Raw genomic sequence first — 23,893 nt, 5'->3', positions numbered from 1 at the left:
CGGTCCATTGCGGCCAACCGCTCCAAAGATGAGACGAGCTGGCAGACCATTTCAGGTGGTTTGCCGGTCAAGATCACATCCGCACGGACGCCGCATGGCTTAGTCCCGCTGCAAAGCCTCGATTATAGGGCACTCGGGCCTATCGTCGCCATGACAGCGCTCGGCAAGCTCCAGCAGCGTCTTGCGCATCGCTTCCAGTGCAACCGCCTTGCGATGGAGTTCCGCTGCGCGCGCAGTCGCCAGCCGTTTCACATCGGCGCTTGCCCGATCGCGGTCGGACCAGAGCGCGAGCAGCTGTCCGATTTCGTCGATCGGAAAGCCGAGGTCGCGCGCGTTGGCGATGAAGCGGAGCCTGTGGACGTCAGCGTCCGAATAATCGCGATAGCCGCTGTCGCGGCGCGGCGCGGGCGTGATGAGCCCGATCGTCTCGTAATGACGGATCATCCGCTGCGATATGCCGCTGGCCGCCGCTGCCTCGCCGATCTTCACAGCCTGATCGTATTGAGCCTGAGTGCGTTCGTCACCACCGTGAAGCTCGACAGCGCCATCGCCGCACCCGCGATCATCGGCGACAGCAGGATGCCGGCGACGGGATAGAGGACACCCGCCGCGACCGGCACACCGATCCCGTTGAACAGGAACGAGAAGAACAGGTTCTGGCGGATGTTGCGCATCGTCGCCTTCGCCAGCCGCCGTGCCCGCACCATCGCCGCGAGGTCGCCCTTGGTCAGGGTCATCCCCGCGCTCTCGATCGCAACGTCGGTGCCGGTCCCCATCGCGACGCCGACATCGGCGGCGGCAAGCGCGGGCGCGTCATTGATGCCGTCGCCCGCCATCGCGACCTTGCGCCTTTTTGAAGTTCGCGCACGATCCGCGCCTTGTCCTCGGGCTTGAGGCCGGCATGGACTTCGTCGATCCCGCCGATCGCCTTTGCGACCGCGCCCGCCGTCGCTTCGGCGTCGCCGGTCAGCATGACGATCCGCAGTCCTTCGGCGCGCAGGGCGGCAATGGCGTCGCCGGCGGACGCCTTGATCGGATCGGCGATCGCCAGCAGCCCCGCCAGTTGCCCGCCGATCGCGACGAACATCACCCCGGCACCCTCGCCGCGATGACGATCGGCGGTCTCTTCGAGCGTCGCGGTGGCGATGCCGATATGCTTCATCTGCGCGGCATTACCGATCACGACCGCCTTGCCGCGGACATTGCCGCTGACGCCAAGCCCTGTCTGCGATTCGAAGCCATCGACTGGCGCAACCTCCAGACCGTCATCGCGCGCGGCGCTGACAATTGCGTGAGCGAGGGATGCTCGGACTTGGCTTCGACTGAGGCGGCGGCGGATAGCACTGCCGCTTGATCAAATCCGCCCGTCGTTTCGGTCGCGATCAATCGCGGACGTCCCTCGGTCAATGTGCCGGTCTTGTCGATCACGAGCGTGTCGACCGCTTCCATCAGCTGCAACGCCTCGGCGTCCTTGACCAGCACCCCGGCATGTGCGCCGCGTCCCGTGCCGACCATGATCGACATCGGCGTCGCCAGCCCGAGTGCGCAGGGACAAGCGATTATCAACACAGCGATCGCGTTGAGCAGTGCGTGGCCGAAGCGCGGCTCGGGGCCGGCAACATTCCAGACGACGAACGTCACGGCAGCGATGCCGACGACGAGCGGCACGAACCAGCCGGACACACGGTCAGCCACCGCCTGGATCGGCGCACGGCTGCGCTGCGCCTCGGCCACCATTTTCACGATGCGCGCCAGAACCGTGTCCGACCCTACCGCGCGCGCCTCGATCGTCAGCGCCCCGGTGCCGTTGACAGTGCCGCCGGTCACAGTCGCGCCCACTTCCTTGAGCACCGGCGCCGGTTCCCCGGTCAGCATCGCCTCTTCGACCGACGATCGGCCCTCGATGACCACGCCATCGACCGGCACCGCTTCGCCTGGACGAATCCGTAGCCGGTCGCCTTCGACGATGTCCGCAAGATCGACTTCCTCTTCGCTCCCGTCCGCGCCGATCCGGCGCGCGGTCTTGGCGCCAGATTGAGCAACGCCCGGATCGCGCGGCCGGTCGCGCGCGCGCGCCCAGTTCGAGGACTTGCCCCAGCAGCACCAGCGTGACCACGACACCGGCCGCCTCGTAATAGACCGGCACCATGCCGTGCATGCGGAACGACGGCGGGAACAGCCCGGGCGCGATGGTCGCAACGACGCTGTAGAGGAACGCCGCGCCGACCCCGATCGAGACCAAGGTGAACATGTTGAGGTGGCGCGTGGCGATCGACGTCCAGCCACGCTGAAAAAGGGCCATCCTGCCCACAGCACGATCGGCGCAGTCAGCGTCAACTGTGCCCACGGGTTGACCGCTGAGGGGACCAGCTGAACGCCCAGCATCTCCGCGATCATCGAGATCGCCAGCAGCGGCACGGTTAAGGCGCCTGCGACCCAGACACGGCGCGTGAAATCGACCAGCTCGGGATTGGGCGCGTCGTCGAGCGAGGGCTCCTCGGGTTCGAGCGCCATGCCGCAGATCGGGCAGGTTCCCGGCCCTTCGCGGCGGATCTCCGGGTGCATCGGACAGGTCCAGATGGCCCGGCGCCGCCACCGGCTCAGGGCGCTTTCCGCCCAGATAGACGTGGGGATCGCCGACGAACTTGTTCCGGCAGCCAGCGCTGCAAAATGATAGTCGTGCCCGGCGTGCTCGGCATGATGCGCGGTCTTCGATGGATCGACCGTCATTCCGCATACCGGATCGCTGACCTTCGCAGTGCTGGCGGCGGCGGCATCATGAGCACAGCAACCACCGGTTAGAGGGGCGTGGAACTGGGGTCATTCATCGACTGGACTCCTTCGACCCGAACTCTTGTAAGGGTTGACATCATGTCAAGGTCAAGCGCTCGATCGGCGTGGCGGGCGGTTCCGTGGATTCTACGCGGTGAACGAGCGTTGCCCTTGGATCGACATCAAGTCTCCACTCTTGTCCTTGTTCAGATTTTTTCGGCCGCCGAACGCCATGGCCGAGGGTCGCTCATTTTCGCGCGTATTTCGCAATGAGTCGAAGGTTTGCGGGAGGCGGCATGGTCGATGGTCAATCGGAAGCAGAGCAAGGCGCTCTTTTCACCCCTGCTCTAGGCCGCGCCGGACTAACCCGTTTTATGATCGGGCGCTGCGCGTATTTACGCGCGAGCAGCGCTGGAGGCTCATCGTCACCGAAATCGTCGCCGCGGCGCGACCGCAGACATTGCTCGATGTGGGATGCGGAACCGGAACGCTCCTCGCCCAGCTAGCGCATGAGCTTCCGCGGAGCAGCCTCACCGGATTGGATCCTGACGAGAATGTGCTTGCGCTCGCGCAGGAAAAGGCGCGCGCTGCCGGTACTCCCATCGAATGGGGCGGGGCTTCGCTCGCGACGCGGCAATTGAGGGCCGAGACGGCCGGTTCGACGTAGTCACTTGCACCTTGGTCTTCCATCAGGTGCCGATGGCCGAAAAGCAGGCGGGCTTGGCCGCTATACACGCGGCACTTCGGCCGGGTGGGATGCTCGTCCTCGCTGACTATTCCCTGCAAAGGTCCTGGGTGATGCGGCTGCTGTTCCGCAGAACCGTGCAGTGGCTCGACGGACGGCGCGACACACAGCCCAACGCTGACGGAATATTGCCGGTGCTGCTTGCAGCGACCGGATTCGATGCTGTGGAACGAGCGATCGTCCCGACGCCGAGCGGATCGATCAGCATCTTCGCCGCTGAACGCCGTGAGGGGTAGAAGCATCGCCTGCGTAAATCATGCTAGTGGGGTGGAGTGAAAGACATGAACGACCTCGATGCGATGCTGGGCAGGCTGGCCGAAGGACCTCTGCCGGCCAATCTCGACGGACTTGAAGCAAGGGTGCTCGCCCGCATCGCCACCCAGCCCGCGGTGCGCGTCGGCGTCGGCTTTGGCGGCATGACGATCGCGGCGGCGCTCGTCATGGGTGTTGTCGGCGCGGGCCTCCCGGCCAAACGCGCCAGTGCCGCAGCGCCGCTGTCGCCGCTTGGGCCGGTCCCCGCGCTTGCCCCTCCACCCTTCTCATCGGCGAACCATGAGCGCGCGCAACCGATTGCTGGTCGGCCTGGTCGCATGCTTCATTGCCGCGATTATCGGCGTGTTCGTCGGGCGGGCGCTGCTCCCCGCCAAGACGCCGCCCGGCAGCGAACTGCACGACGTTCTGCATCATGACCTTGCGTTGGACGCCGGCCAACGGGCGCGTCTCGAGGTACTGGAGCAGAGGTTCGCGGTGCAGCGGCGGGCGTTCGAACTCGAGCTGCGCGCCGACAATGCGCGGCTGGCCGAGGCGATCGAAGCCGAGCATGGCAATGGACCGCGCGTCGCCGCTGCAGTCGATCGGAGCCACGCAGTGATGGGCGAACTGCAAAGGCGACTCTAGCGCACGTATTTGCGATGCGGCAGCTGCTCCGGCCCGACCAGACCGCGCAATTCGACCGCGCGGTGGTGAAGGCGCTCACCGACGACGCTCGTTGAGGCTCGGCTTGTGAGCCTCGACTGGGCGGCGCTGTCCGACGCCGAGCTGGCTGCACTCAGCCTCGGCGGTCGGCAAGCCGCCTTCGCCGAGATCATGCGTCGGCACCGTCAGCCGATCTTTCGCCTACTGCGTGCCTGCTGCGGGGGTCCGACGAAGCGCTGGATCTTCTTCAGGAGACATTCGTCGCCGCGCACCAGGCGATGCAGCGATACGAACCCAACCGTTCGATGCGTGCATGGCTGTCGACGATCGCGCTTAACAAGTGCCGGGATTGGGGCGCAAGCGAACCGCGCGCCGCATTTTGACGTTTGCCGTTCCGATCGGCGCGGAGGCCGAAGCTGTCACTCAGGATCACGTCTCTGCCGACGTGGCCGCCGCCGACCGCCAGGAACTCGACCGGGTGAGCAAGGCGATCGCCGCCCTGCCGCGACCGTTGAAGGAGCCGCTTGTCCTTCGAACGATCGAAGGGCTCAGTCAGGCGGAAACCGCGGCGGTCCTGGCGATCAGCGAAAAGGCCGTGGAAACGCGGGTTCGCCGCGCGCGCGCAAAATTGCTGCAATTGTTGGGCGAACGCTGAGGGTTGCCGGCCCGCGCCGCGTATAAAACGGATAGCGCCGCAACGATAAAACGGAGGAGACAAAGATGCGGAAAGTCATAAGCTCGGCTCTTGCGATGGCGGCTGCGGTCGCATTGGTGGGAGCTGCGCCACAACCAGCACCTCGTTCCGCCGACACCCGCGCCGTGATTGCCGTCCTTGCCCAATACAAGGCGGCGATCGAACGGCTCGATGCGCGCGGAACCGAGCGCCTGTTTACCGCCGACTCGCAGATTTTCGAGACAGGCGGCGATGAAGGCACCTACGCCAACTACCTCGCGCACCACCTCGCGCCCGAACTCGGGGAATTCAAGTCCTTCACCTTCTCGGACTACAAAATCGACGTCCGGTTTGTCGGAGCGGTGGCGCTGGCCAGCGAGACCTACCGCTATCGTATCGCGCCAAAGTCGGCGACCCCGCCGAGCGGCTGGGCGTGGCGACGAGCGTGCTGCGCAAGGCGGGTGGGGAATGGCGCATCGTGTCGATGCACAACAGCGCACGGCGGCCGAAGGCACCATAAACGAAGACGCTGGGGAGCGCGGGCAACGAGCGGACGGGCCGGGAGAACAATCGTGCAAGGCAAGAACATGACGAACGGCTATGTCAGCCTGGCCGTCCAAACGGCGATCAGCGGCATCATCATGTATTTCGTGATGTTCGTCATGATCGACGGACTTGGCAGCTTCTACAACAACCTCAACATGGTCTATATGACACTGATGATGGTCGCACCCATGGTGGTGCTGATGATCCTCGCCATGGGCCACATGTTCCCGAACAAGCGCGCCAACGCGGCGATCCTCGCGGTCTCGGCGATCGCGTTCGCCGGCGCATTCGCGCTGATCCGGACGCAGACCACGATCGGCGATACCGCGTTCCTGCGCTCGATGATCCCGCACCATTCGGGCGCGATCCTCATGTGCCGGGAGGCGTCACCACGGATCCCGAAGTGAAGCGGTTGTGCGGAAACATCATCCGGTCGCAGCGACAGGAAATCGATGAAATGAAGGTCATCCTCGACCGACTGTAGATCGACAAGGGCCGCCGATGGCAACGCGATCGCGGCGGCCACAGTCAGCTGACCGTCGCGCGCCGGCACGGGTCGTTGCAGGCAACGACCGGCCGCATTCCAGCGACCGGCCCTATGCGCCCGCGCGATCGCCCGCTCGGTAAAACGGCGTTCGACCTATCGCACGGTAAAGCTGAACGTGCCGTTTTGCGCTCGCCGTCGCTGGTCACGGCGTGCCATGCCACCAGATAGGTGCCTGCGGACAACGGCTTGCCGATCGGCGCGACCATCGACTTCCCGTCGGCACCCAGCGCCGACCGGACGGTGATGCTCATCGGTGCCGCGAGCTTCTTGCCCGACAGGGTCGTCGCGAACAGCTCGACCGACGAGCCCTTGGCGACCAGCTTCTCGTCAAAGCTCAATTGCAGCTTGGCCGGTGCGGCGATCGAGGCGTTGGCGGCTGGCGTGGAGGCAACGAGCTTGGCGTGCGCGTCGGCCGAACTGGCGGACAGCAACGCCCCGACAGCGCCGCGGCGGAGAGAAAAGCGCGAAGTAGCGACATGGTGTGGGTGTCCTTTCGATAATGCAGCCACCCTTGATACGCACCCGAACACCGCACCCCTCATCGTCATCGGCAGCTGGCACCTCGTATCAAAACTTTTGAGGGGCGAACATCGCGTCTGCGTAATGGAAGGGAGACGCAGGGGAAGATTGACCGCCCATGAGAAGAGCCGGGAAGGCAAAGACGATGATGACGCACCTTTGTGCGGCGTTGATCATCGCCACCGCGCCGGCATCCGCCCCGGCCCAGACCGAGCCGGCGGCTGGCGGCGCCGTGACGCTCCACGATGCCGTCGAGATCGCGGTGGCGCAATCATCCGAACGTGCCGGTCTGCCAGCCCTCAACGCGCAGGCCCAAGCACTGCGACGCGCTGGACGCGGGCCATTCGTGGGGCCGCCGGTCGTCTCGACCGATCTGCTGACGCGCTCGCAAGGGGTGATCGAGGAAGAAGGCTCGGTATCGGCGGGGCTTCGCTGGCCGGGGAGGGTAAGGCGCTGCGCACTTACGCGGGCCGGGTGGACAATGCCGCGCAATCCGGCCTCGATGCCGCGCGGCTCAGGATTGCGGGCGAGGTGCGCACCGCTTGGTGGGGACTGGCAGCGGCGCGCGCGGCGGTCGCGGTCGATCGCGCGCAGGTCGATATCGCGACCACCAACGCCGCGCAGGTCGCTCGGCTCGAAAGAGCCGGCGAACAGTCCCGCCGCGACCTCTTGCTGGCCCAAGCGGAAGCCTCGACCGCGCGGTCCCGATTATCGCAGGCCGAAAGCGCCCTTGCCGACGCCGAAGCCGCCTTTGCCGTCCTGGCCGGCACGCCGCCAGCGGATTTGCCCGCCGAGGCGTTGGCGACCGCGACCGATGTCGCGTCCAATCCCGCGCTACGCGCCGCGCTCGATCGCGCCGCACTGGCCGACGCGCGGTATCGCAGTCTTGCCTATGCAGCGCGTGTGCGCCCGGAGGGAACGCTCGGCGTCCGGCGCGAGCGCGGCGGGGTCGGCGATCCGACGGTGCCGCGCGAACCCTTCCGCGACGCCTTGCTGGTCGGCATCAGAGTGCCGCTTGGCCGCAATCAAACCGCTGTGGCCGACGCCGAACTTGCGCGGTCCGAAGCCCTTAGCGCCGCCGCCGAAGCCAATCGGCTGCGCATGAAGCTCATGGCCGACCAACGCGCCGCGCAGACGCGGCTCGACGCCGCCCAGCGTGCGTTCGAACAGGCACAGATGCGGCGCGACGCGCTTGCCGCCTCACAGGCGCTGACCGAGCGCGGCCGTGCCGAGGGCGAGATCGGTTTCATCGAGGTGCTGCGGGGCGTCAGGCGTTATCCGAGGCCGAGCGCGATTTGGCGGCAGCGAAGGTCGCGCGGCTGGCGGCGATCTCTTCCTTCAATCAAGCAATGGGCGTGCTGCCATGATCGGGCACAAGAACAGGACGATGTTGGGCGGCCTGATAGGGCTGGCGATGCTGATGACCGCGTCGCTCGCTCTGGCGCATGGCGACGAGGATCATGGTGCCGCGCCACCGCCGCCGGCGGGCGTATCGCTGCCGCCGCGCATGGAGGCGACCAGCGACAGCTTCGAGCTGGTCGCGGCGGCAACCGCGGACGACCTCACGATCTGGATCGACGGTTTCGCCGACAACATGCCGGTGACCGACGCGAGCGTGAGCGTGACGCTCGACGGCAAGAGCGTTGCCGCGACCGCGAAGAACGGCGTCTATGCGGTGTCCGACGACGGCTTGCGCAAGGCGGGCAAGCATGAGCTGTCCTTTCTTGTCAGCCGCGGCGGCAGCTTCGAATCGCTTTCGGGGATCTGACGGTGCCGACCGCACCCGCCGATGTGGGCGCTGGCACCGCGCTCTGGAAATGGCTCGGCGTGGCCGCGCTTGTCGCGCTGGCGCTCATCGGCGGCTGGTATTGGCGGCGGCGGCGCGGGAGCGCACTCGCGCTGGGCGTCCTGATCGGCGCGCAACTCCTCTTCGGCATTCCCGCCGGACCCGCGCCGGTTGCCGCGCATGGCGACGAGGACGAGGCGGCGGCACCCTCCGGCGCGGGCGAAGTCGCGGCGCGCACCGCCGACGGCAAGCTGTTCGTGCCCAAATCGGTGCAGCGCATCATCGGCGTGCGGACCGTCCTGACGGTCGCGGGGATGCCCAGCCGGTCGCCAGCCTGACCGGCCGTGTCGTCGCCGATCCGACCCGCGGCGGGCTGATCCAGAGCGCGACCGGGGCGCGTCGGCGCCCGGCGCCGGGCCTCCCGATCATCGGCCAAGCGGTGCGCAAGGGGCAAGTGCTCGGCTTTATCGAGCCGCCGCTTCAGGCGATCGACCGTGCCGACATCGCCCGCGAACTGAGCGACCTCGACCAGCAGATCGCGCTCGCCGCCAACAGCGCGGCGCGGTTGCGGCGGCTCGAAGGCGTGGTGCCGCGCCGCCAGATCGAGGAGGCGGTGATCACGCTCCAGGGCTTGCAGCGTCGTCGCGCCGCTTTGGGCAGAGCGCGTGCCGCGCGCGAAGTGCTGGTGTCGCCGATCGACGGGGTCGTCGCCTCGTCGTCGGTCCGCGTCGGGCAAGTCGTGGCGGCGGAGACGACCTTGTTCGAAATCGCCGATCGATCGCGCCTGTTCGTCGAGGCCAATCTGTTCGACCGGCGCACGCTCGCGCCCGGCGCGAAAGCGGTCGGCCGGACGGCGGACGGCACGACCTTCGACCTGGTGTTCGAAGGCGCCGGGCTGGTCGACCGCGGTCGCGCTGCACCCGCCCTGTTCCGCGTCGCGGGTGTGCCCGCAAACTTGCGGATCGGCGAGCCGATCACGATCGACGCGCCGCTCGGCGCGCCCGTCGCCGGCGTCATCGTGCCGCGCACCGCGCTGATCACCGGCGCGAACGGCCTGCCGGCGGTGTTGGTCAAGCCGCACGCCGAATCGCTCGAGCAGCGCAACGTGACCTCGGCGCCGGTCGATGCCGGCCGGGTCGCTTTGCTCTCGAACGTCAAGCCGGGCGAGCGCGTGGTGACCGCCGGCGCGGCGCTGCTCGGCCAGGTTCGCTAGGCGATGTTCGACCGGCTCGTCGCGTTCTCGCTGCGTAACCGCATCCTGACGCTGTTCCTGTCGCTCGCGCTGATGGCGTTCGGCGGATTGTCGGCGAGCCGGTTGCCGGTCGATGTCCTCCCCAACCTCAACCGCCCGGTGGTCACGATCCTGACCGAATCCCGGGTCTCGCGCCGCCCGAGGTCGAGACTCTGGTGACGCGACCGATCGAAACCTCGATGAGCGGTGTGCCCGGGGTCGAGCGGGTGCGCTCGGTCTCGGGCATCGGCCTGTCGATCGTCTATGTCGAGTTCGGCTGGAAGGAAGACGTCTATCGCGCCCGTCAGCAGGTCGCCGAACGGCTGACCCTGGTCCGCGAACAGATCCCGCCCGCAGTCGTGCCGCAGATGGGGCCGATTACGTCGATCATGGGCGAGATCATGCTGGTGGCGATCCCTATGGCCGGGCGAGCCCGATGCAGGCGCGCGAGATCGCCGATTTCCAGATCAGGCCGCGGCTGCTGGCGATCCCCGGCGTTGCCCAGGTCATCCCGATCGGCGGCGAGGTACGGCAATACCGCGTCTCACCCGATCTGGCGGCAATGAGCGCGGTCGGGGTGAAGCTGAAGGACGTGGAGGCGGCGCTCGAAGCGTTCGGCACCAACACCGGCGGCGGCTTCGTCGATCAGTATGAGCGCGAATTCCTGATCCGCAATGTCGCGCGCACGACACGGATCGAGGATCTGCGCAACCTCGTCGTCGCGGGCAACGCCGATGGCCCCATTCGTCTGTCGCAGATCGCCAAGGTCGATTTCGCCGCCGCGTTCCGGCGCGGCGACGCCGGCTTTGACGGGCAGCCGGCGGTCGTGATCGCCATCCAGAAACAGCCCGATGCAGCGACGGTCGCGGTGACCGACGAGGTCGAGAAGGCGCTGAAGGAAGTCACCGCAACGCTGCCGTCGGGGCTGCGCGCCGACCGCGTCCAGTTCCGCCAAGCCAATTTCATCCAGACGTCGATCGGCACCTTGCAACGCGCACTGGTCGAGGCCGGCATCGTCGTTTCGGTAGTGTTGTTCGCTTTCCTGCTCAACTGGCGCACGACGGCGGTATCGCTCGTGGCGCTGCCGGTATCGATCCTCATTACCGCGGTCATCTTCGAAATCTTCGGGTTGTCGATCAACACGATGACGCTGGGCGGCCTGGCGATCGCGATCGGCGAGCTGGTCGACGATGCGGTGGTCGGCGTGGAAAATGTCTATCGGCGCTTACGCGAAAATGCGCACGAACCCGAACCAAGGCCCGTGCTGGCGGTCATCGCGCATGCGACCGGCGAGGTGCGCTCGGGCATCATCTACGCGACCGCGATCATCATCCTTGTGTTCCTGCCGTTGTTCTTCCTGGGCGGAGTCGAGGGCCGCCTGTTTCAGCCGCTGGGCATCGCCTATGTCATCTCGATCCTGGCGAGCCTCGTGACCTCGATCACGCTCACGCCGGTGCTGTGCTATTATCTCCTGCCCAAACTTGCCGCCAAGCGCGCCGAGGCGGCCGAATCTGGTCTCGTGAGACGATTGAAAGCGGCGAACGAGCGGCTGCTCGGCTGGGGTTCGCGCGCACCCGGCTGGTGCTGGTCGCCGGGGCCATCGCGACCGGCATCGCGCTGATCGGCGCAGCCAATCTCCCCGCGCTTTCCTGCCGACGTTCAACGAAGGGAGCTTCGTCGTCAGCCTCGCCTTCCAGCCCGGCATCTCGCTCGAAAAGTCGAGCAGCCTCGGCAGCACCGCCGAAAAGCTGCTGCTGCAAATCCCCGGCGTCGCGAGCGTCAGCCGCCGCACCGGGCGCGCCGAGCTCGACGAGCATGCCGAGGGCGTCCATTCGAGCGAGATCGACGTCGCCCTGAAACCCGATGTCGCCGACCGCGAGATCATCGCGCGCGAGATCGCGAACGGCTGGCCGTGCTGCCCGGCTCGGTCACCGTCGGCCCCGATCGGCCACCGCATCGACCATCTGCTCTCGGGCGTCACCGCGCAGATCGTCGTCAAGATTTTCGCCGAGGATCTCGACGCCCTGCGCACCACGGCCGAGACGCTGCAAACGCGGATCGCCCGCGCTCCGGGCATCGTCGACCTGCGCGTCGAGCGGCAGGTGCGCGTGCCGCAGCTCGATCTCAACATCGACTATGACCGCGCCGCATCCTATGGCGTCGCCCCGCGACGATCGCCGAAGCGGTCGAGACGCTGTCGAACGGCAAGATCGTCAGTACGATCGTCGACGGCCTCAAGCGCTATAACGTCGTGCTCCGGTTGCCCGACCAGGAACGCTCGACGACAGCGCTTGGCGACCTGCTGATCGAAACGCCGCAAGGACCCGTGCCACTACGCAACCTCGCCGAGGTCAAGGAAACCGACGGTCCCAACCAGATCCTGCGCGAGAATGGCCGCCGCCGCATCGTGCTCTCGGCCAATGCCGCCCCGGCGCCAACCTGGGAAACATCATCGCCGTCATCAATGAAGAGGTTGCCAAGCTCAAGCTCCCCGATGGCGGGTTCGTGCGCGTCGAGGGGCAGTTCCAGGCGCAGCAGGACGCGACGCTCACCATTGGCGGCTTGTCGCTGATCGCGTTCGCGATGATCTTCGCGCTGCTGTTCACCCGCTACCGCTCGGTGCGGCTCGCGCTGATCATCATGGCCGGCGTACCGATGGCGCTGGTCGGCTCGGTGCTGGCGCTGTGGCTGTTCGGCCTGCCGCTGTCGGTCGCCAGCCTGATCGGGTTCGTGACGCTGACCGGTATCGCCTCGCGCAACGGCATCCTGAAGGTCAGCCACTATATCAACCTGGTGCTGCACGAAGGCGAGAGCTGGGGCGACGCGATGATCGTGCGCGGCACACTCGAACGGCTGACGCCGGTGCTGATGACCGCGCTCGGCGCTGGCCTCGCGCTGACCCCGCTGCTGATCGGCGCGGACGAACCGGGCAAGGAAATCCTCCATCCGGTCGCGGTGACGATCTTCGGCGGATTGCTGTCGGCGACCCTGCTCGATGCGCTCGTCACGCCCGTGCTGTTCCGCCTCTATGGCCGCAAGCCGCTCGACCGCCTAGTCGCGGACGCGCGCGCCGCCGGATCGACCGAAGCATTTTGACAACGAGAGCCCCGGAGTCGCGCATGAAAAGATATTGCTTCTCACCACCCTGCTGCCACTGGTTTTGGTCGGTTGCAGCCCTGACAAGACTGCCAATGGCCACGCTGATACCGGCATGGCAGGCATGGATATGGGCTCCCCATAAAGGCGCGCCGACGATGCGCCTGTCGCTTAGGCCGAACGGGCCATTCGTCGCCGGTCGCGCACAGCAGGTCGCGCTCACGCTGACCGATCTCGCCAGCGGCAAGCCGCTGGGCGCGGGCGATCTGGCGCTAGCACATACCAAGAAGCTACATCTTCTGATCGTCGACGCCAGCCTGACCGACTATCAGCATATCCACCCGGTGCCCGATCCCGCCCATCCCGGCACCTGGCGCTTCGCGTTCGCGCCACGCTTTGCCCGCCCCTACCGGGTCTGGGCTGATGTCACCCGGCCGAACGGCGACCAGGAATATGTCGGCGTTGAACTCGCCGCCGGCAAGGAAACCGCGCCCGCGCCAACCACTGCGACGATGCTGTTCGCGCGCGCCGACGGTCTGTCGTTCAAGCTATCCTTTCCAGCGCCGCTCAAGGTCGGACAAGCCATTGAGGGCAGCATCGCGATCACCGATGAGGCCACCGGAAAGCCGTTTGCCGGCCTACAGCCGATCATGGGTGCGTTCGGCCATATCGTCGCGTTCGCCGGGGACTGGAACTCGATCGAGCATGTCCATCCGCTCGGGGTGGAACCGACGACGGACAGCGCGCGCAGCGGTCCGACGATCCGCTTTCACCTCCAGCCGGAAAAGGCGGGCGTACTGAAACTGTTCGCGCAGATCGAGGCCAATGGCCGCGAGACGATCGTGCCGTTCACGACAACGGTGTTGCCATGAGGAGCCACTGAAGTGGCAGGCTATGCGTGTGCGCCGAATGTAACGCCGATGCGCGATGCGGCGAATTGACATTTGCCATGTCATCTCGTACCCACAACGAATGATGAAGATGCTGCGCCATCTCTTGCTCGTCGGAGTCCTGCTCGGGCTTTTCGGCAACGGTGTGGCTGTCGCCGCGCCGTGTATCATGATGACGCATGGTCAATCGACTGCAACAAGCGACATGCCAGATTGCCCGATGGGCTTGAACTGTCCCGATTGCGCGGAGAAGCAGGGTAAGAGCGAGAGTGACAAGTCTCATCCTGCGGGCTGCATGTTGATGGCCGGCTGCTCGATCGCCATGGCGTTCAAGGACGTATCTTCCACCCAGGTGTCGGCTATCACCGCCGCAGCGCCTCGATTCTGGATGGTCGCGCCACGGTTGGCAGGCCGTGCAGTCGCCCCGAGCCCGAACCACCCACACTCCTTGGCTGAACCGAACCGGCGTCGCTGATCGCCTGCGGGTGCCGTCGCTCGGCACGTGCTCGACCGATCAGGAGCGCTAACCTGCGTTTCAATCGAGGATTATCATGATGAAGATTTTACCTGGGCCGCCGGTGTCGCGGCTGTGCTTTCGTCGCTTCCCGCGGCTCCGTCGGCATTCGCGGCCGACTCAATGCGAGCCCCTTCAACCGGCCATTATGAATGGCGCGCCCAGCCCAGCTACGGGCCGCGCACGCCGACACGCGCGCCGGTGCGCGTCTGGGTCAGCGACGACACGGCGATGGCCGCCGGCTGCGACTGCGGCATGATGCACGGCTCCAAGGCACAAGCCGCGGACTGCATGACCATGCCGGCCAAGGGCCGCTCCGCCTCGCAAGGCTGAACTGCCGTCCGACGCAAGGGCGCAGCCGGTGAACCATCCACCGGCTGCGTTCCGGCGGCGGCCGAAGCCAACCTGCCACGGAGGCGACGATGAGACTTATCTGCACGATTATCGCGGCCGTCGCGCTGCCGTCGGCGGCATTAGCCGGGCCGCTCACGTTCGACGACGCGCTCACCAAGGCGCGGGCGGACGCGCCGTCGATCAAGGCCAAGGTGCTAGCGGCCGACGCAACGCGTTCGGCACGCATCGCGGCGGGACAGTTGCCCGACCCCAAGCTCGGGCTCGGCATCGACAGCTTCCCGATCTCAGGGCCGCTGGCGTTCCAACCCTCGCGCGACAATTTCACCTGGGCGCGGATCGGCGTGTCGCAGGACATCCCCAACCTCGCCAAGCGCCGCGCTCAGCGCGGGCGCGCGGATGCCGACATCGCGGTCGCCGACGCCGCCGCCGCGGTCGAGCTGCGTGTGGTCGAGGTCCAGACCGCGATCGCGTGGATCAACTTGGCCTATGCCGAGCGACGCCTGGCCGCGCTCGACGAAGTGCTGGCGCGACTTGGACGGATCGTCCGGACCTCACCGAGCGCGGTCGCGTCGGGCAACGCCCGCCCCGCCCAGACCCTGGCCGGTCGCGCGGCGTTGGCGCGGCTTCAGGATCGCCGCGACGAACTCGTGTCGGCGGTCGCCCGCGCGAAGGCGGAGCTGACGCGGTGGACGGGCGAAGCCGACCCGGAAGTCGCCGGAAGCCTGCCCGACATCGCGGTCGATCCGGTGCGACTGCGCGCGAGCCTCGAACGGCAACCTGCGCTTGTCCTGCTCGGGGCGCAGGCGGACCGGGCGGACGCCGACCTGCGGCTGGCGCAGGCCGACCGGCGGCCGGACTTCGGCGTCGATCTCTCCTATCAGCGCCGCGATCCACGCTTCGGCGACTATGTGTCGGCGGGCGTCACGATCGGTCTCCCGCTGTTCAAGAAGAACCGCCAGAACCCGGTCATCGCGGCGCGCGCCGCCGATGCGGGCGCGGCGCGCGCCGACTCGGACGCCGCGCTCAGGGCGTTGACCGCCGATCTCGACGCGGGCCTCGCCGACCATGTCATGCACCACGACCAATGGATGCGCGCGCGCGACGTGTTGCAACCGCTCGCGCAGGAGCGGGTGACGCTGGACGTGGCGAGCTACGCGGCCGGACGCGCCAGTCTGATCGACCTCGTCGACGCCCATGCCGCGCTTGCGGATGCGATCCTCGAGACGCTCGACCGCGAAGCCACCGTCGCCGCCGATGGCGTGCGGCTCAACCTCCTGTTCGGGAATGCCGGCCGATGACCATGACCTCGCTCCAGCGGTCGCAGCTCGCCGCCGCCTTCGCCGCCGTCACGCTAGTTGCCGGGGTTGGCGGTTACTATCTGGCCGCCTCAATGGCGCTTCGCCCGCGGCTGGCAAGACCGACGCGCGCAAACCCTCTATTATTACGACCCGATGGTGCCGGGTGAGCATTATGACAACCCGGATTCGCTGTCGTCGATGGGGATGAAGACCATCCCCAAATATGCCGACGATACCGGCGGACCCGCTGCCGCGCCCGGCGTGACGATCGATCCGTCGGCGATGCAGAGTCTCGGCATCCGGCTCGCGACCGCGACCACCGGCACGCTCGCCGGATCGCTCGACGTGACCGGCGCGATCGACTTCAACCAACGCGACATCGCGATCGTCCAGGCACGAGCGGCTGGGTTCGTCCAGCGCGTCTATCGCCTCGCACCCGGCGACGTGATCCGTGCAGGCGCGCCGATCGCCGACGTGCTCGTGCCCGAATGGGGCGGCGCGCAGGGCGAATATGATGCGGTCCGCAAGACGGGCGACCGCGCGCTGATCGCCGCTGCCGGCCAGCGCCTGCGGCTGCTCGGCATCCCCGGCGGGTCGGCCCGCGGACGCGGCATGACGACGGTGCGCAGCCCGATCGGCGGCGTCGTCACGACGCTCGACGCGCGGGCGGGCGTGACGTTGGCCGCCGGACAGACGCTCGCCCAGGTGAACGGGCTCGGCACGGTCTGGCTGAACGCCGCCGTTCCCGAAGCGCGCGCCGCCGAGTCGCGGGTGGGGCAGCCTGTGAGCGCCGAACTGGCCGCCTTTACCGGCGAGCGTTTCACCGGCCGCGTCATCGCGGTCCTGCCGACCGCGCAGGCCGACAGCCGGACACTCACCGTCCGCGTCGAACTTGCCAACCGCGATGGGCGGCTGCGTCCCGGCATGTTCGCGACCGTCCATCTCGGCGACACGTCGCGTCCGGCGCTGCTGGTGCCGAGCGAGGCGGTGATCCGCACCGGCAAGCGCACTTTGGTGATGCTCGCCGACGGCAAGGGCGCTTCCGCCCGGCCGAGGTTCGTATCGGTCGCGAGGCAGGAGGAAAGACCGAGATCGTCGCCGGGCTCGCGCCGGGCGAGAAGGTCGTCGCCTCGGGCCAGTTCCTGCTCGACAGCGAGGCGAGCCTGACCGGCATCGCGGCGCGGCCGATTTCGGGCGACGCCAGGTGATCGCGCGGATCATCGCGGCCTCGGTAAAGGCGCGCATTCTCGTCCTGCTCGCGGCGCTCGCGCTTGTCGCGATCGGGATCGGCGCGGTGCGCTCCACCGCGGTCGACGCGCTGCCCGATCTCTCCGACGTGCAGGTCATCGTCCGCACGACCTATCCCGGCCAGGCGCCACGCATCGTCGAGGATCAGGTCACCTATCCGATCGCGACCACGATGCTGTCGGTGCCGGGGGCGCGGGTGGTGCGCGGCTATTCGTTCGTTGGCGACAGTTTCGTCTACGTGCTGTTCGACGACAATACCGACCTCTATTGGGCGCGCAGCCGCGTGCTCGAATATCTGAGCCAGGTGCAGGGACGCCTTCCCGACGGGGCAAAGGCCTCGCTCGGCCCAGACGCCACCGGCGTCGGCTGGGTCTATGAATATGCGCTGGTCGACCGGACCGGCCGCCACGATCTCGCGCAACTGCGCAGCATCCAGGACTGGTTCCTGCGCTACGAGCTGAAGGCGGTGCCCGGCGTCGCCGAGGTCGCCAGCGTCGGCGGGATGGTGCGGCAATATCAGGTGGTGCTCGATCCGCTGAAGCTCGCTTCCTACGGCATCACGCACGAGGCGGTGATCGAGGCGCTCAAGCGCGGCAACCAGGAGAGCGGCGGCTCGGTGCTGGAGATGGCCGAAGCCGAATACATCGTGCGCTCGACCGGCTACCTCGCCTCGCTCGACGATTTCCGGGCGATCCCCTGAAGACGATCGGGGCACGCCGGTGACGCTGGGCGATGTCGCTACCATCCAGGTCGGTCCCGACATGCGGCGCGGCGTCGCCGAGCTCAACGGCCAGGGCGAGGTCGCGGGCGGCGTCATCGTCATGCGCCAGGGCAAGAACGCGCGCGAAGTGATCGATGGCGTCAAGGCGAAGCTCGACGAGCTGAAGCGGAGCCTACCACCCGGCGTTGAACTCGTGACGACCTATGACCGCTCTGGGCTGATCGACCGTGCGGTCGACAACCTCACCCACAAGCTGATCGAAGAGTTCATCGTCGTCGCTCTGGTCTGCGCCCTGTTCCTGTGGCACGCGCGCTCGGCGCTGGTCGCGATCCTGACGCTGCCGCTCGGCATCCTCGCCGCGTTCATCGCGATGCGGGTGCAGGGGCTCAACGCCAACATCCTGTCGCTGGGCGGCATCGCGATCGCGATCGGCGCGATGGTCGATGCCGCAGTCGTCATGATCGAGAACGCGCACAAGCATCTCGAACATTGGGATCGCGACCACCCAGGCGAGACGCTGGCCGGGCCGGAACGCTGGCGCGTGATCACGGCAGCGGCGATGGAGGTCGGGCCGGCGCTGTTCCTGTCGCTGCTCATCATCACCTTCTCGTTCGTGCCGATCTTTTCGCTTCAGGGACAGGAGGGGCGGCTGTTCGCGCCGCTCGCCTTCACCAAGACCTATGCGATGGCCGGCGCGGCGATCCTGTCGATCACGCTGATCCCGGTGCTGATGGGCTATCTCATCCGCGGCCGCATCCCGTCCGAGAGCGCCAATCCGATCAACCGCGTGCTCACACGCCTCTACCGCCCGGCACTCGATTGGGTGCTGGCGAAGCCGAAGCAGGCGCTGGTGATCGCCGGGCTGGTGTTCGCGACCAGCATCTGGCCGATCAGCCAGTTGGGCGGCGAGTTCATCCCGCAGATGAACGAGGGCGACCTGCTCTACATGCCCTCGGCATTGCCCGGCATCTCGACCGCAAAGGCCGGACAGCTACTCCAGCTAACCGACCGCATGATCAAGACCGTGCCGGAGGTCGAAAGCGTGTTCGGCAAGGCCGGCCGCGCCGACACCGCGACCGATCCCGCGCCGCTGGAGATGTTCGAGACGACGATCAGGTTCAAGCCGAAGGATCAGTGGCGACCGGGCATGACGCAGGAGCGGCTTATCGACGAGCTCGACCATGCGGTGAAGGTCCCGGGCTGGCGAACTTCTGGATACCGCCGATCCGCAATCGCATCGACATGCTCTCGACCGGCATCAAGAGCCCGATCGGAATCAAGGTCGCCGGCTCGAACCTCGCCGAGATCGACGCGACCGCGCGTGCGATCGAGCAGGTTGCGAAGACCGTGCCGGGGTCAGCTCGGCACTCGCCGAACGGCTGACCGGCGGACGCTACATCGACGTCACGATCAACCGCGCGGCGGCGGCGCGCTACGGCCTCAACGTCGCCGACGTGCAGTCTGTGGTGTCGAGCGCGATCGGCGGCGAGACGGTCGGCCAGACCGTCGAGGGTCTCGCGCGCTATCCGATCAGCGTGCGCTACCCCGCGAAATCCGCGACAGTGTCGATAGCTTGCGTAACCTGCCGGTCCTCACGCCAGCGCAGCAGCAGATTACGCTCGGCACGGTGGCAGACATCACCATCAGCGACGGCCCGCCGATGCTGCGGACTGAGAACGGCCGGCCCGTGACATGGATCTACGTCGACGGTCGCGGCGCGCCATTGACCACCATTGTCGGCGATCTCCAGCGCGCGATCGCCGCCAGGTTGCTGCCGCCGGGGATCAGCGTCAGCTATACGGGCCAGTTCGAGTTTCTCCAGCGCGCGGTCGAGCGGCTCAAGATCGTCGTTCCCGCGACGCTGCTGATCATCTTCCTGCTGCTCTACGCCACGTTCCGGCGGTTCGACGAGGCGGCGCTGGTGATGGGGACGCTGCCGTTCGCGCTGACCGGCGGAGTCTGGCTGCTCTACCTGCTCGGCTACAACCAGTCGGTCGCGACCGGGGTCGGGTTCATCGCGCTCGCCGGGGTCTCGGCAGAGTTCGGCGTGGTCATGCTGATCTACCTGAAGCACGCGCTCGCCGAACGGGGCCCGCCCCGGATGCGGCCGAAGTTGAGGCGGCGGTGCGCGAAGGCGCGCTGCTGAGGGTGCGCCCCAAGGCGATGACGGTCGCGGTGATCCTCGCCGGCCTGCTGCCGATCCTGCTCGGCTCGGGTGCCGGGTCGGAGGTAATGAGCCGCATTGCTGCCCCGATGATCGGCGGGATGCTGACCGCGCCGTTGCTGTCGATGCTGGTGATCCCGGCCGCCTATCTGATGATGCGCCGCAGGACGCGAACCACCCCAATCCTGTGCAATAAGGAGACGCACCGTGAAGACCCTGCCACTCTCGATCGCCGCCCTGTCGATATTGGGCCTGTCTGCCTGCGGGCAGCAGGCGGCACCCGCCAACAAAGGCGAAGCAACTGCGGGCGCGGGTATGGCCAACATGACGATGCCGGCCGGGCCGAAACAGGCGCAGAGCACCGGCATCGTCACCGCGATCGACAAGGCGGGGCGTAAGATCACGCTCGACCACCAGCCAATCCCGGCGGTCGGCTGGCCCGCGATGACGATGGCGTTCGCCGCCAAGCCCGCGATCCTCAATGAGGTCCGGGTCGGGGATCACGTCGCGTTCGACGTGACCGTCACGGGCAGCGCCGGCGAAGTGACGGCGCTCCGCAAGCAATAGCTGGGAACCCCGACGCGCCTGGCCGGGCTCCGCGCTAGGGTTCGAGCGCATCGACGATGCGGCAGGTGCCGACCGTGCCCCCGGCACATGAGGCAGTCAGCTCGGACAGCCGGTCGCGCAACCGGGAGAGATCGTCTAGCTTGCGGTCGATCACCGTGAGATGGCGCTTCGCGATGGCATCGATCGCGCCGCAGTCCCGCGCGCGGTCGCCGGCAAGATCGAGCAGCTCCCGAACCTCGTCGAGCGAGAAGCCGAGGTCGCGGGCACGGCGGATGAACCCGAGCCTGGTCAATCCTTCCGAATCGTAAACGCGGTAGTTGCCTCCGCTTCGCCCGGGTTCGGGCAACAGGCCGACCTTCTCATACCAGCGCACGGTCTCGACCTTGGTGCCGGTAAGCCTCGCGAGATCGCCGATGCGGAACGGGCCGCTTCCGACAAAGCCAGACATCGTCGACCGGTCCGAGGAAGAATCTTTCGGCATGGGCTTGACCCTGTAGTGACAGAGGGTGCATATAGGCCCGAATGATGACCATGCGAGCCCATAACTGATGGTTTGCAGCAGCTGCGAATCCAGCACGGCACGGCCCGATCCGCGCTGGCGCCGCGTGCTGTGGATCGCGCTCGTCATCAACCTCGCGATGTTCAGCGGCGAGATCGTCGCCGGTGTGGCCTCGGGATCGCGCGCGCTCCAGGCCGACGCACTCGACTTCCTCGGCGACGCGGCGAACTACGCGATCAGCCTCGGCGTCGCCGGTCTCGCGCTCGGCTGGCGGTCACGCGCGGCGCTGCTCAAGGCGCCACTATCCTCGGCTTCGGCCTTTACGTGCTCGCGACGACGGCGTTCGCCGCGTTCGGTGACCGCGTTCCGCAGGCCGAAACGATGGGGTGGTCGGGCTGCTCGCGCTGGTCGCCAATGGTGCGGTCGCGCTGATGCTGTTCCGTTACCGCGGCGGCGACGCCAATATGCGTTCGGTCTGGATCTGCTCGCGCAACGATGCGCTCGGTAATCTCGCGGTGATGGCGGCGGCGCTTGGCGTGTTCGGCACCGGCACGGCCTGGCCCGATCTCGCGGTCGCTGCGATCATGGCGGGGCTCGGGATCACCGGCGGCGCGCAGATCGTCGCACAGGCGATCCGCGAATTGCGGTCGGGGACCGTCGACGGCCCCCATGCGGCACGGCCACTGGCGTCCACGCGGTCGTGATTGCTAAGGGGAACAGTGCACCGCTTCGTGATTCTCCTCGCGTGTCTGGCCATGGCCCTCTCACTGGGGCTGGGATCGGTCGCGCATGCGATGGAGCTGGTGGTGTGCGTCGATGCCGCGACCGCGCTGGAAAGCGGCCATGTCGACGGTGACGGCGATCAGGTGCCGGCTGACGGTGACAAGGGCTACCCGCACCATCACGGCGGCTGTCACGGCCATCACATCGAGGCGCAGGTGCTCGCTTCCGAGGCGGCACAGTTCAAGGTCGCGTCCTCGGCCTCCGTCCCGGTCGCGCCACCATGCGCCCCACGGCGACCGCCGACCCCGCGCTGAGACCGCCCCAAACCTGACGATCGCACGTCGCGGCGCGAGCCGCGCCGGACCGGTCCGTTCGTCAGGAGACACTTCCCATGAATCGTTTGATCGCGGCCGCTTTGGCCGCGGCGTCCTGCGCATCGATCGCGCAGGCGCAAACCGCGCCGACGGCGGTGGTCGCCCCACCGCTGACGCTCGAAGACGCGCTCGCGCTCGCCCGCGCCGCGTCACCCTCGAACGACGCCGGCGACGCCGGTGTTCGCAGCGCCGATGCCGCACGCCGCGTCGCCGGTCTGCGGCCCAACCCCGAGCTGCAAGTCCAGTCCGAGAACGTCGCCGGGAGCGGCGCCTATCGCGGCCTGTCGAGTGCGGAAACGACGGTCGGGCTCGCGCTTCCGATCGAGCTCGGCGGCAAAAGGTCGGCGCGCATCGGTGTGGCGGATGCGCGCGGTGCGCGGGCGCGGATCGCCGCGGCCATATTGCGCGCCGATCTCGAACTTACCGTCACCCAGGCCTATGCCGAGGCGATCGCAGCGGAACGGCGGCTCGACATCGCCCGCACTCAAGTCGGGATCGCGACCGAAGGGCTGCGTGTCGCGACCGACCGCGTACAGGTCGGCGCGACCTCGCCGATCGACCAGCAGCGCGCCGAGGTGGCAGCGGTCAACGCCCGCGCGGCGCTGGAGAAGGCCGAACGCGCGGTGCTCGTCGCGCGCGCCAATCTTGGCCGCCTGCTCGGGCGCTCGGTGGCCGAGCCGCTCGATATGGCATGGTTCGACCGCGCCGGCGGCATCGGTCCCGTGATCACGGTCGATCCCGACGGGACGCTGGCGCTCGCCGCGGCCCGCGCCGATCTCGCGACCGCCAACGCGCAGGTCCGCCTCGCCCGCGCGCAGCGCATCCCCGACCTGACGGTGAGCGCGGGCGCGCGACGGCTTGAAGCAACCAACGACGTCGCCGCTGTCGTCGGCGTGTCGATCCCAATTCCGCTGTTCAACACCGGCAAGGCGGCGCTGGATCAGGCACGCGCCGATCGCGACCAGGCCGATGCCCTCACGCGGCTCGCGCGGCTTGATGCCGCGCGCGCGATCGCCAGCGCCCAGGCAGACGTCGCCAATGCCGCGACCGCGGCACGCGCGGCGGGCGGTCCGGTGCTGGCGGCGGCGCAGGAGGCCGCGCGGATCGCGCGGATCGGTTACGGCCAGGGCAAATTCGGCCAGCTCGAACTGCTCGATGCCGAACGCACGCTCGCCGAGACCCGCGCCGCCTGGGTCGATGCTCTTGCCGCCTATCACGACGCGGTCGCGCGTCTGCGCCGCCTTACCCAGCCGGTGCCAACCGACATCCAGATTCCGGAGACGATCGATGATCACGAACGATAAGCGCCTGCTGGCCGGCACCGCCGGCGCGGTGGTGCTCGCCGCTATCGGTGGCTTTGCGGTTGCGCGATGGAGCGCCGACGCCCCGTCCTCGACGCCCGCGCCGACCGAGGCAGCCGCACCGGCCGCTCCGCACGCCGTACCGATGACGGAGGAGGCGATCCGCTCTGCCGGCATCGTCACTGAACCGATCGCCGCCGGCGGCCTTGCCGCGGAGATCGTCGCACAGGCGACGGTGACCGCTTCGCCGACCGGCGAGGCGATCGTCACCGCGCGGGCCGGCGGTGCCGTGATCCGCGTGCTCAAGCGGCTCGGCGACCCGGTGCGGGCGGGCGAGGCGCTGGCGGTGGTCGAGAGCCGCGACGCCGCCCAGTACGCGTCCGACCGCTCGACCGCCGCCGCGCGCCGTG

At 67.7% G+C, this 23,893-nt stretch carries 21 protein-coding genes and 11 pseudogenes; 25 read left to right on the top strand and 7 right to left on the bottom strand.

Annotated features, from left to right (window positions below):
* Nucleotides 1-99 precede the first annotated feature (99 nt).
* Together cueR and E6W36_RS02180 are read right to left on the bottom strand one after the other, a co-directional pair.
* Nucleotides 100-489 (bottom strand): Cu(I)-responsive transcriptional regulator, encoded by a 390-nt coding sequence (cueR, locus tag E6W36_RS02185; protein ID WP_222873605.1) that lies wholly within the window; start codon nt 487-489, stop codon nt 100-102.
* Nucleotides 486-2,730 (bottom strand): annotated as a pseudogene (locus tag E6W36_RS02180) (heavy metal translocating P-type ATPase). The gene cueR and the pseudogene E6W36_RS02180 overlap by 4 nt, the downstream one beginning before the upstream one ends.
* 274 nt (nt 2,731-3,004) lie before the next feature.
* Between E6W36_RS02180 and E6W36_RS17395 the strand changes: the two are divergent.
* From E6W36_RS17395 to E6W36_RS02165, 4 genes and pseudogenes are all read left to right on the top strand, one after another.
* Complete coding sequence (locus E6W36_RS17395) at nt 3,005-3,439, top strand: class I SAM-dependent methyltransferase (protein ID WP_246047997.1); 435 nt, start codon at nt 3,005-3,007, stop codon at nt 3,437-3,439.
* Nucleotides 3,409-3,483: pseudogene (locus tag E6W36_RS21525) on the top strand (hypothetical protein); the annotation flags it as partial. The gene E6W36_RS17395 and the pseudogene E6W36_RS21525, both read left to right, overlap by 31 nt.
* Nucleotides 3,484-3,570: 87 nt before the next feature.
* Entirely contained in the window at nt 3,571-3,753 is a 183-nt protein-coding gene (locus E6W36_RS17390) for a hypothetical protein (protein WP_246047995.1), read from the top strand.
* A gap of 316 nt (nt 3,754-4,069) precedes the next feature.
* A pseudogene (locus tag E6W36_RS02165) lies at nt 4,070-4,509 on the top strand (periplasmic heavy metal sensor).
* Here the strand turns inward: E6W36_RS02165 and E6W36_RS20160 are convergent.
* The gene (locus tag E6W36_RS20160) at nt 4,490-4,615 is read right to left on the bottom strand and encodes a hypothetical protein (RefSeq protein WP_281277599.1); all 126 of its coding nucleotides are present in this window, start codon (nt 4,613-4,615) and stop codon (nt 4,490-4,492) included. The pseudogene E6W36_RS02165 and the gene E6W36_RS20160 sit on opposite strands and share 20 nt — an antisense overlap.
* Here E6W36_RS20160 and E6W36_RS02160 point away from each other — a divergent pair.
* Nucleotides 4,556-5,087 (top strand): annotated as a pseudogene (locus E6W36_RS02160) (RNA polymerase sigma factor). The gene E6W36_RS20160 and the pseudogene E6W36_RS02160 sit on opposite strands and share 60 nt — an antisense overlap.
* Nucleotides 5,088-5,692: 605 nt before the next feature.
* A pseudogene (locus tag E6W36_RS02150) lies at nt 5,693-6,135 on the top strand (DUF305 domain-containing protein).
* A 44-nt stretch (nt 6,136-6,179) separates the two neighbouring features.
* On the opposite strand, the gene E6W36_RS02145 reads toward E6W36_RS02150, so the two are convergent.
* The 3 genes from E6W36_RS02145 to E6W36_RS17385 all read right to left on the bottom strand — a co-directional run bounded on the left by E6W36_RS02145 (nt 6,180) and on the right by E6W36_RS17385 (nt 7,839).
* Nucleotides 6,180-6,629, bottom strand: a complete 450-nt coding sequence (locus E6W36_RS02145) for a copper resistance protein CopC (RefSeq protein ID WP_222873604.1) — start codon at nt 6,627-6,629, stop codon at nt 6,180-6,182.
* A gap of 136 nt (nt 6,630-6,765) precedes the next feature.
* Nucleotides 6,766-7,398: a hypothetical protein gene (locus tag E6W36_RS23930; protein ID WP_246047994.1), complete on the bottom strand. Its 633-nt coding sequence runs from the start codon at nt 7,396-7,398 to the stop codon at nt 6,766-6,768.
* Between the two features lie 153 nt (nt 7,399-7,551).
* Entirely contained in the window at nt 7,552-7,839 is a 288-nt protein-coding gene (locus tag E6W36_RS17385; protein WP_246047993.1) for a hypothetical protein, read from the bottom strand.
* Nucleotides 7,840-8,080: 241 nt separating this feature from the next.
* Between E6W36_RS17385 and E6W36_RS17380 the strand changes: the two genes are divergently transcribed.
* From E6W36_RS17380 to E6W36_RS02065, 15 genes and pseudogenes are all read left to right on the top strand, one after another.
* On the top strand, nt 8,081-8,485 hold the full coding sequence (locus E6W36_RS17380; RefSeq protein ID WP_246047992.1) for a hypothetical protein: 405 nt from the start codon (nt 8,081-8,083) through the stop codon (nt 8,483-8,485).
* A gap of 2 nt (nt 8,486-8,487) precedes the next feature.
* Complete coding sequence (locus E6W36_RS02130) at nt 8,488-8,841, top strand: hypothetical protein (protein WP_222873601.1); 354 nt, start codon at nt 8,488-8,490, stop codon at nt 8,839-8,841.
* A gap of 101 nt (nt 8,842-8,942) precedes the next feature.
* Nucleotides 8,943-9,716 carry an efflux RND transporter periplasmic adaptor subunit gene (locus E6W36_RS02125; RefSeq protein ID WP_222873600.1) on the top strand — a complete coding sequence of 258 codons (774 nt, stop codon included), beginning with the start codon at nt 8,943-8,945 and terminating at the stop codon, nt 9,714-9,716.
* A 3-nt stretch (nt 9,717-9,719) separates the two neighbouring features.
* A pseudogene (locus E6W36_RS20155) lies at nt 9,720-10,093 on the top strand (efflux RND transporter permease subunit); the annotation flags it as partial.
* 77 nt (nt 10,094-10,170) lie between these two features.
* Complete coding sequence (locus tag E6W36_RS20150) at nt 10,171-11,355, top strand: efflux RND transporter permease subunit (RefSeq protein WP_222873598.1); 1,185 nt, start codon at nt 10,171-10,173, stop codon at nt 11,353-11,355.
* A gap of 28 nt (nt 11,356-11,383) precedes the next feature.
* Entirely contained in the window at nt 11,384-12,040 is a 657-nt protein-coding gene (locus E6W36_RS22795) for an efflux RND transporter permease subunit (RefSeq protein ID WP_425459757.1), read from the top strand.
* Nucleotides 11,929-12,830, top strand: a pseudogene (locus E6W36_RS02100) (efflux RND transporter permease subunit). Before E6W36_RS22795 ends, E6W36_RS02100 begins: the two are co-directional and overlap by 112 nt.
* A 158-nt stretch (nt 12,831-12,988) precedes the next feature.
* Entirely contained in the window at nt 12,989-13,702 is a 714-nt protein-coding gene (locus E6W36_RS02095; protein WP_222873597.1) for a hypothetical protein, read from the top strand.
* Nucleotides 13,703-13,802: 100 nt separating this feature from the next.
* Nucleotides 13,803-14,195, top strand: coding sequence for a hypothetical protein (locus tag E6W36_RS02090; protein WP_222873596.1), 393 nt, complete (start codon nt 13,803-13,805; stop codon nt 14,193-14,195).
* A 162-nt stretch (nt 14,196-14,357) separates the two neighbouring features.
* Nucleotides 14,358-14,567, top strand: a complete 210-nt coding sequence (locus E6W36_RS02085; protein ID WP_246047991.1) for a hypothetical protein — start codon at nt 14,358-14,360, stop codon at nt 14,565-14,567.
* Between the two features lie 89 nt (nt 14,568-14,656).
* The gene (locus E6W36_RS02080) at nt 14,657-15,886 is read left to right on the top strand and encodes a TolC family protein (protein WP_222873595.1); all 1,230 of its coding nucleotides are present in this window, start codon (nt 14,657-14,659) and stop codon (nt 15,884-15,886) included.
* Nucleotides 15,887-16,039: 153 nt separating this feature from the next.
* Nucleotides 16,040-16,909, top strand: a pseudogene (locus E6W36_RS02075) (efflux RND transporter periplasmic adaptor subunit); the annotation flags it as partial.
* 38 nt (nt 16,910-16,947) lie between these two features.
* Nucleotides 16,948-17,094, top strand: a complete 147-nt coding sequence (locus E6W36_RS23925) for a hypothetical protein (RefSeq protein ID WP_484103603.1) — start codon at nt 16,948-16,950, stop codon at nt 17,092-17,094.
* A pseudogene (locus tag E6W36_RS02070) lies at nt 17,091-20,195 on the top strand (efflux RND transporter permease subunit); the annotation flags it as partial. The gene E6W36_RS23925 and the pseudogene E6W36_RS02070, both read left to right, overlap by 4 nt.
* Before the next feature lie 31 nt (nt 20,196-20,226).
* A complete protein-coding gene (locus E6W36_RS02065) occupies nt 20,227-20,586 on the top strand; it encodes a copper-binding protein (protein ID WP_246047989.1) in 360 nt (119 codons plus the stop codon).
* 34 nt (nt 20,587-20,620) lie between these two features.
* On the opposite strand, the gene E6W36_RS02060 is transcribed toward E6W36_RS02065, so the two are convergent.
* Nucleotides 20,621-21,214, bottom strand: coding sequence for a MerR family transcriptional regulator (locus E6W36_RS02060; protein ID WP_342776761.1), 594 nt, complete (start codon nt 21,212-21,214; stop codon nt 20,621-20,623).
* Here E6W36_RS02060 and E6W36_RS02055 point away from each other — a divergent pair.
* From E6W36_RS02055 to E6W36_RS23920, 4 genes and pseudogenes are all read left to right on the top strand, one after another.
* Nucleotides 21,135-21,789, top strand: a pseudogene (locus E6W36_RS02055) (cation efflux transmembrane domain-containing protein). The gene E6W36_RS02060 and the pseudogene E6W36_RS02055 sit on opposite strands and share 80 nt — an antisense overlap.
* A gap of 51 nt (nt 21,790-21,840) precedes the next feature.
* Complete coding sequence (locus E6W36_RS02050) at nt 21,841-22,122, top strand: hypothetical protein (protein ID WP_222873593.1); 282 nt, start codon at nt 21,841-21,843, stop codon at nt 22,120-22,122.
* Nucleotides 22,123-22,199: 77 nt separating this feature from the next.
* A complete protein-coding gene (locus E6W36_RS02045) occupies nt 22,200-23,486 on the top strand; it encodes a TolC family protein (protein WP_222873592.1) in 1,287 nt (428 codons plus the stop codon).
* Nucleotides 23,380-23,892, top strand: a pseudogene (locus E6W36_RS23920) (hypothetical protein); the annotation flags it as partial. The gene E6W36_RS02045 and the pseudogene E6W36_RS23920, both read left to right, overlap by 107 nt.
* Nucleotide 23,893 lies beyond the last annotated feature (1 nt).

It is taken from the genome of Hankyongella ginsenosidimutans (genome assembly GCF_005144965.1).
GTDB lineage: Bacteria > Pseudomonadota > Alphaproteobacteria > Sphingomonadales > Sphingomonadaceae > Hankyongella > Hankyongella ginsenosidimutans.
The sequence above is the reverse complement of the archived record's forward strand: the minus strand, read 5'-3'. Positions and strand labels throughout refer to the sequence as shown.

Excerpts from the sequence above, each read along its gene's own strand:
- E6W36_RS17395 (WP_246047997.1), top strand. The coding sequence starts at position 3,005 with ATGGCCGAGGGTCGCTCATTTTCGCGCGTATTTCGCAATGAGTCGAAG.
- E6W36_RS02050 (WP_222873593.1), top strand. The coding sequence starts at position 21,841 with ATGGCCCTCTCACTGGGGCTGGGATCGGTCGCGCATGCGATGGAGCTG.
- E6W36_RS02060 (WP_342776761.1), bottom strand. The coding sequence starts at position 21,214 with ATGACGAGCGCGATCCACAGCACGCGGCGCCAGCGCGGATCGGGCCGT.
- E6W36_RS20150 (WP_222873598.1), top strand. The coding sequence starts at position 10,171 with ATGCAGGCGCGCGAGATCGCCGATTTCCAGATCAGGCCGCGGCTGCTG.
- E6W36_RS02085 (WP_246047991.1), top strand. The coding sequence starts at position 14,358 with ATGCGAGCCCCTTCAACCGGCCATTATGAATGGCGCGCCCAGCCCAGC.
- E6W36_RS02080 (WP_222873595.1), top strand. The coding sequence starts at position 14,657 with ATGAGACTTATCTGCACGATTATCGCGGCCGTCGCGCTGCCGTCGGCG.
- E6W36_RS17380 (WP_246047992.1), top strand. The coding sequence starts at position 8,081 with ATGATCGGGCACAAGAACAGGACGATGTTGGGCGGCCTGATAGGGCTG.
- E6W36_RS02090 (WP_222873596.1), top strand. The coding sequence starts at position 13,803 with ATGATGAAGATGCTGCGCCATCTCTTGCTCGTCGGAGTCCTGCTCGGG.
- E6W36_RS17390 (WP_246047995.1), top strand. The coding sequence starts at position 3,571 with ATGCGGCTGCTGTTCCGCAGAACCGTGCAGTGGCTCGACGGACGGCGC.
- E6W36_RS02095 (WP_222873597.1), top strand. The coding sequence starts at position 12,989 with ATGCGCCTGTCGCTTAGGCCGAACGGGCCATTCGTCGCCGGTCGCGCA.
- E6W36_RS02045 (WP_222873592.1), top strand. The coding sequence starts at position 22,200 with ATGAATCGTTTGATCGCGGCCGCTTTGGCCGCGGCGTCCTGCGCATCG.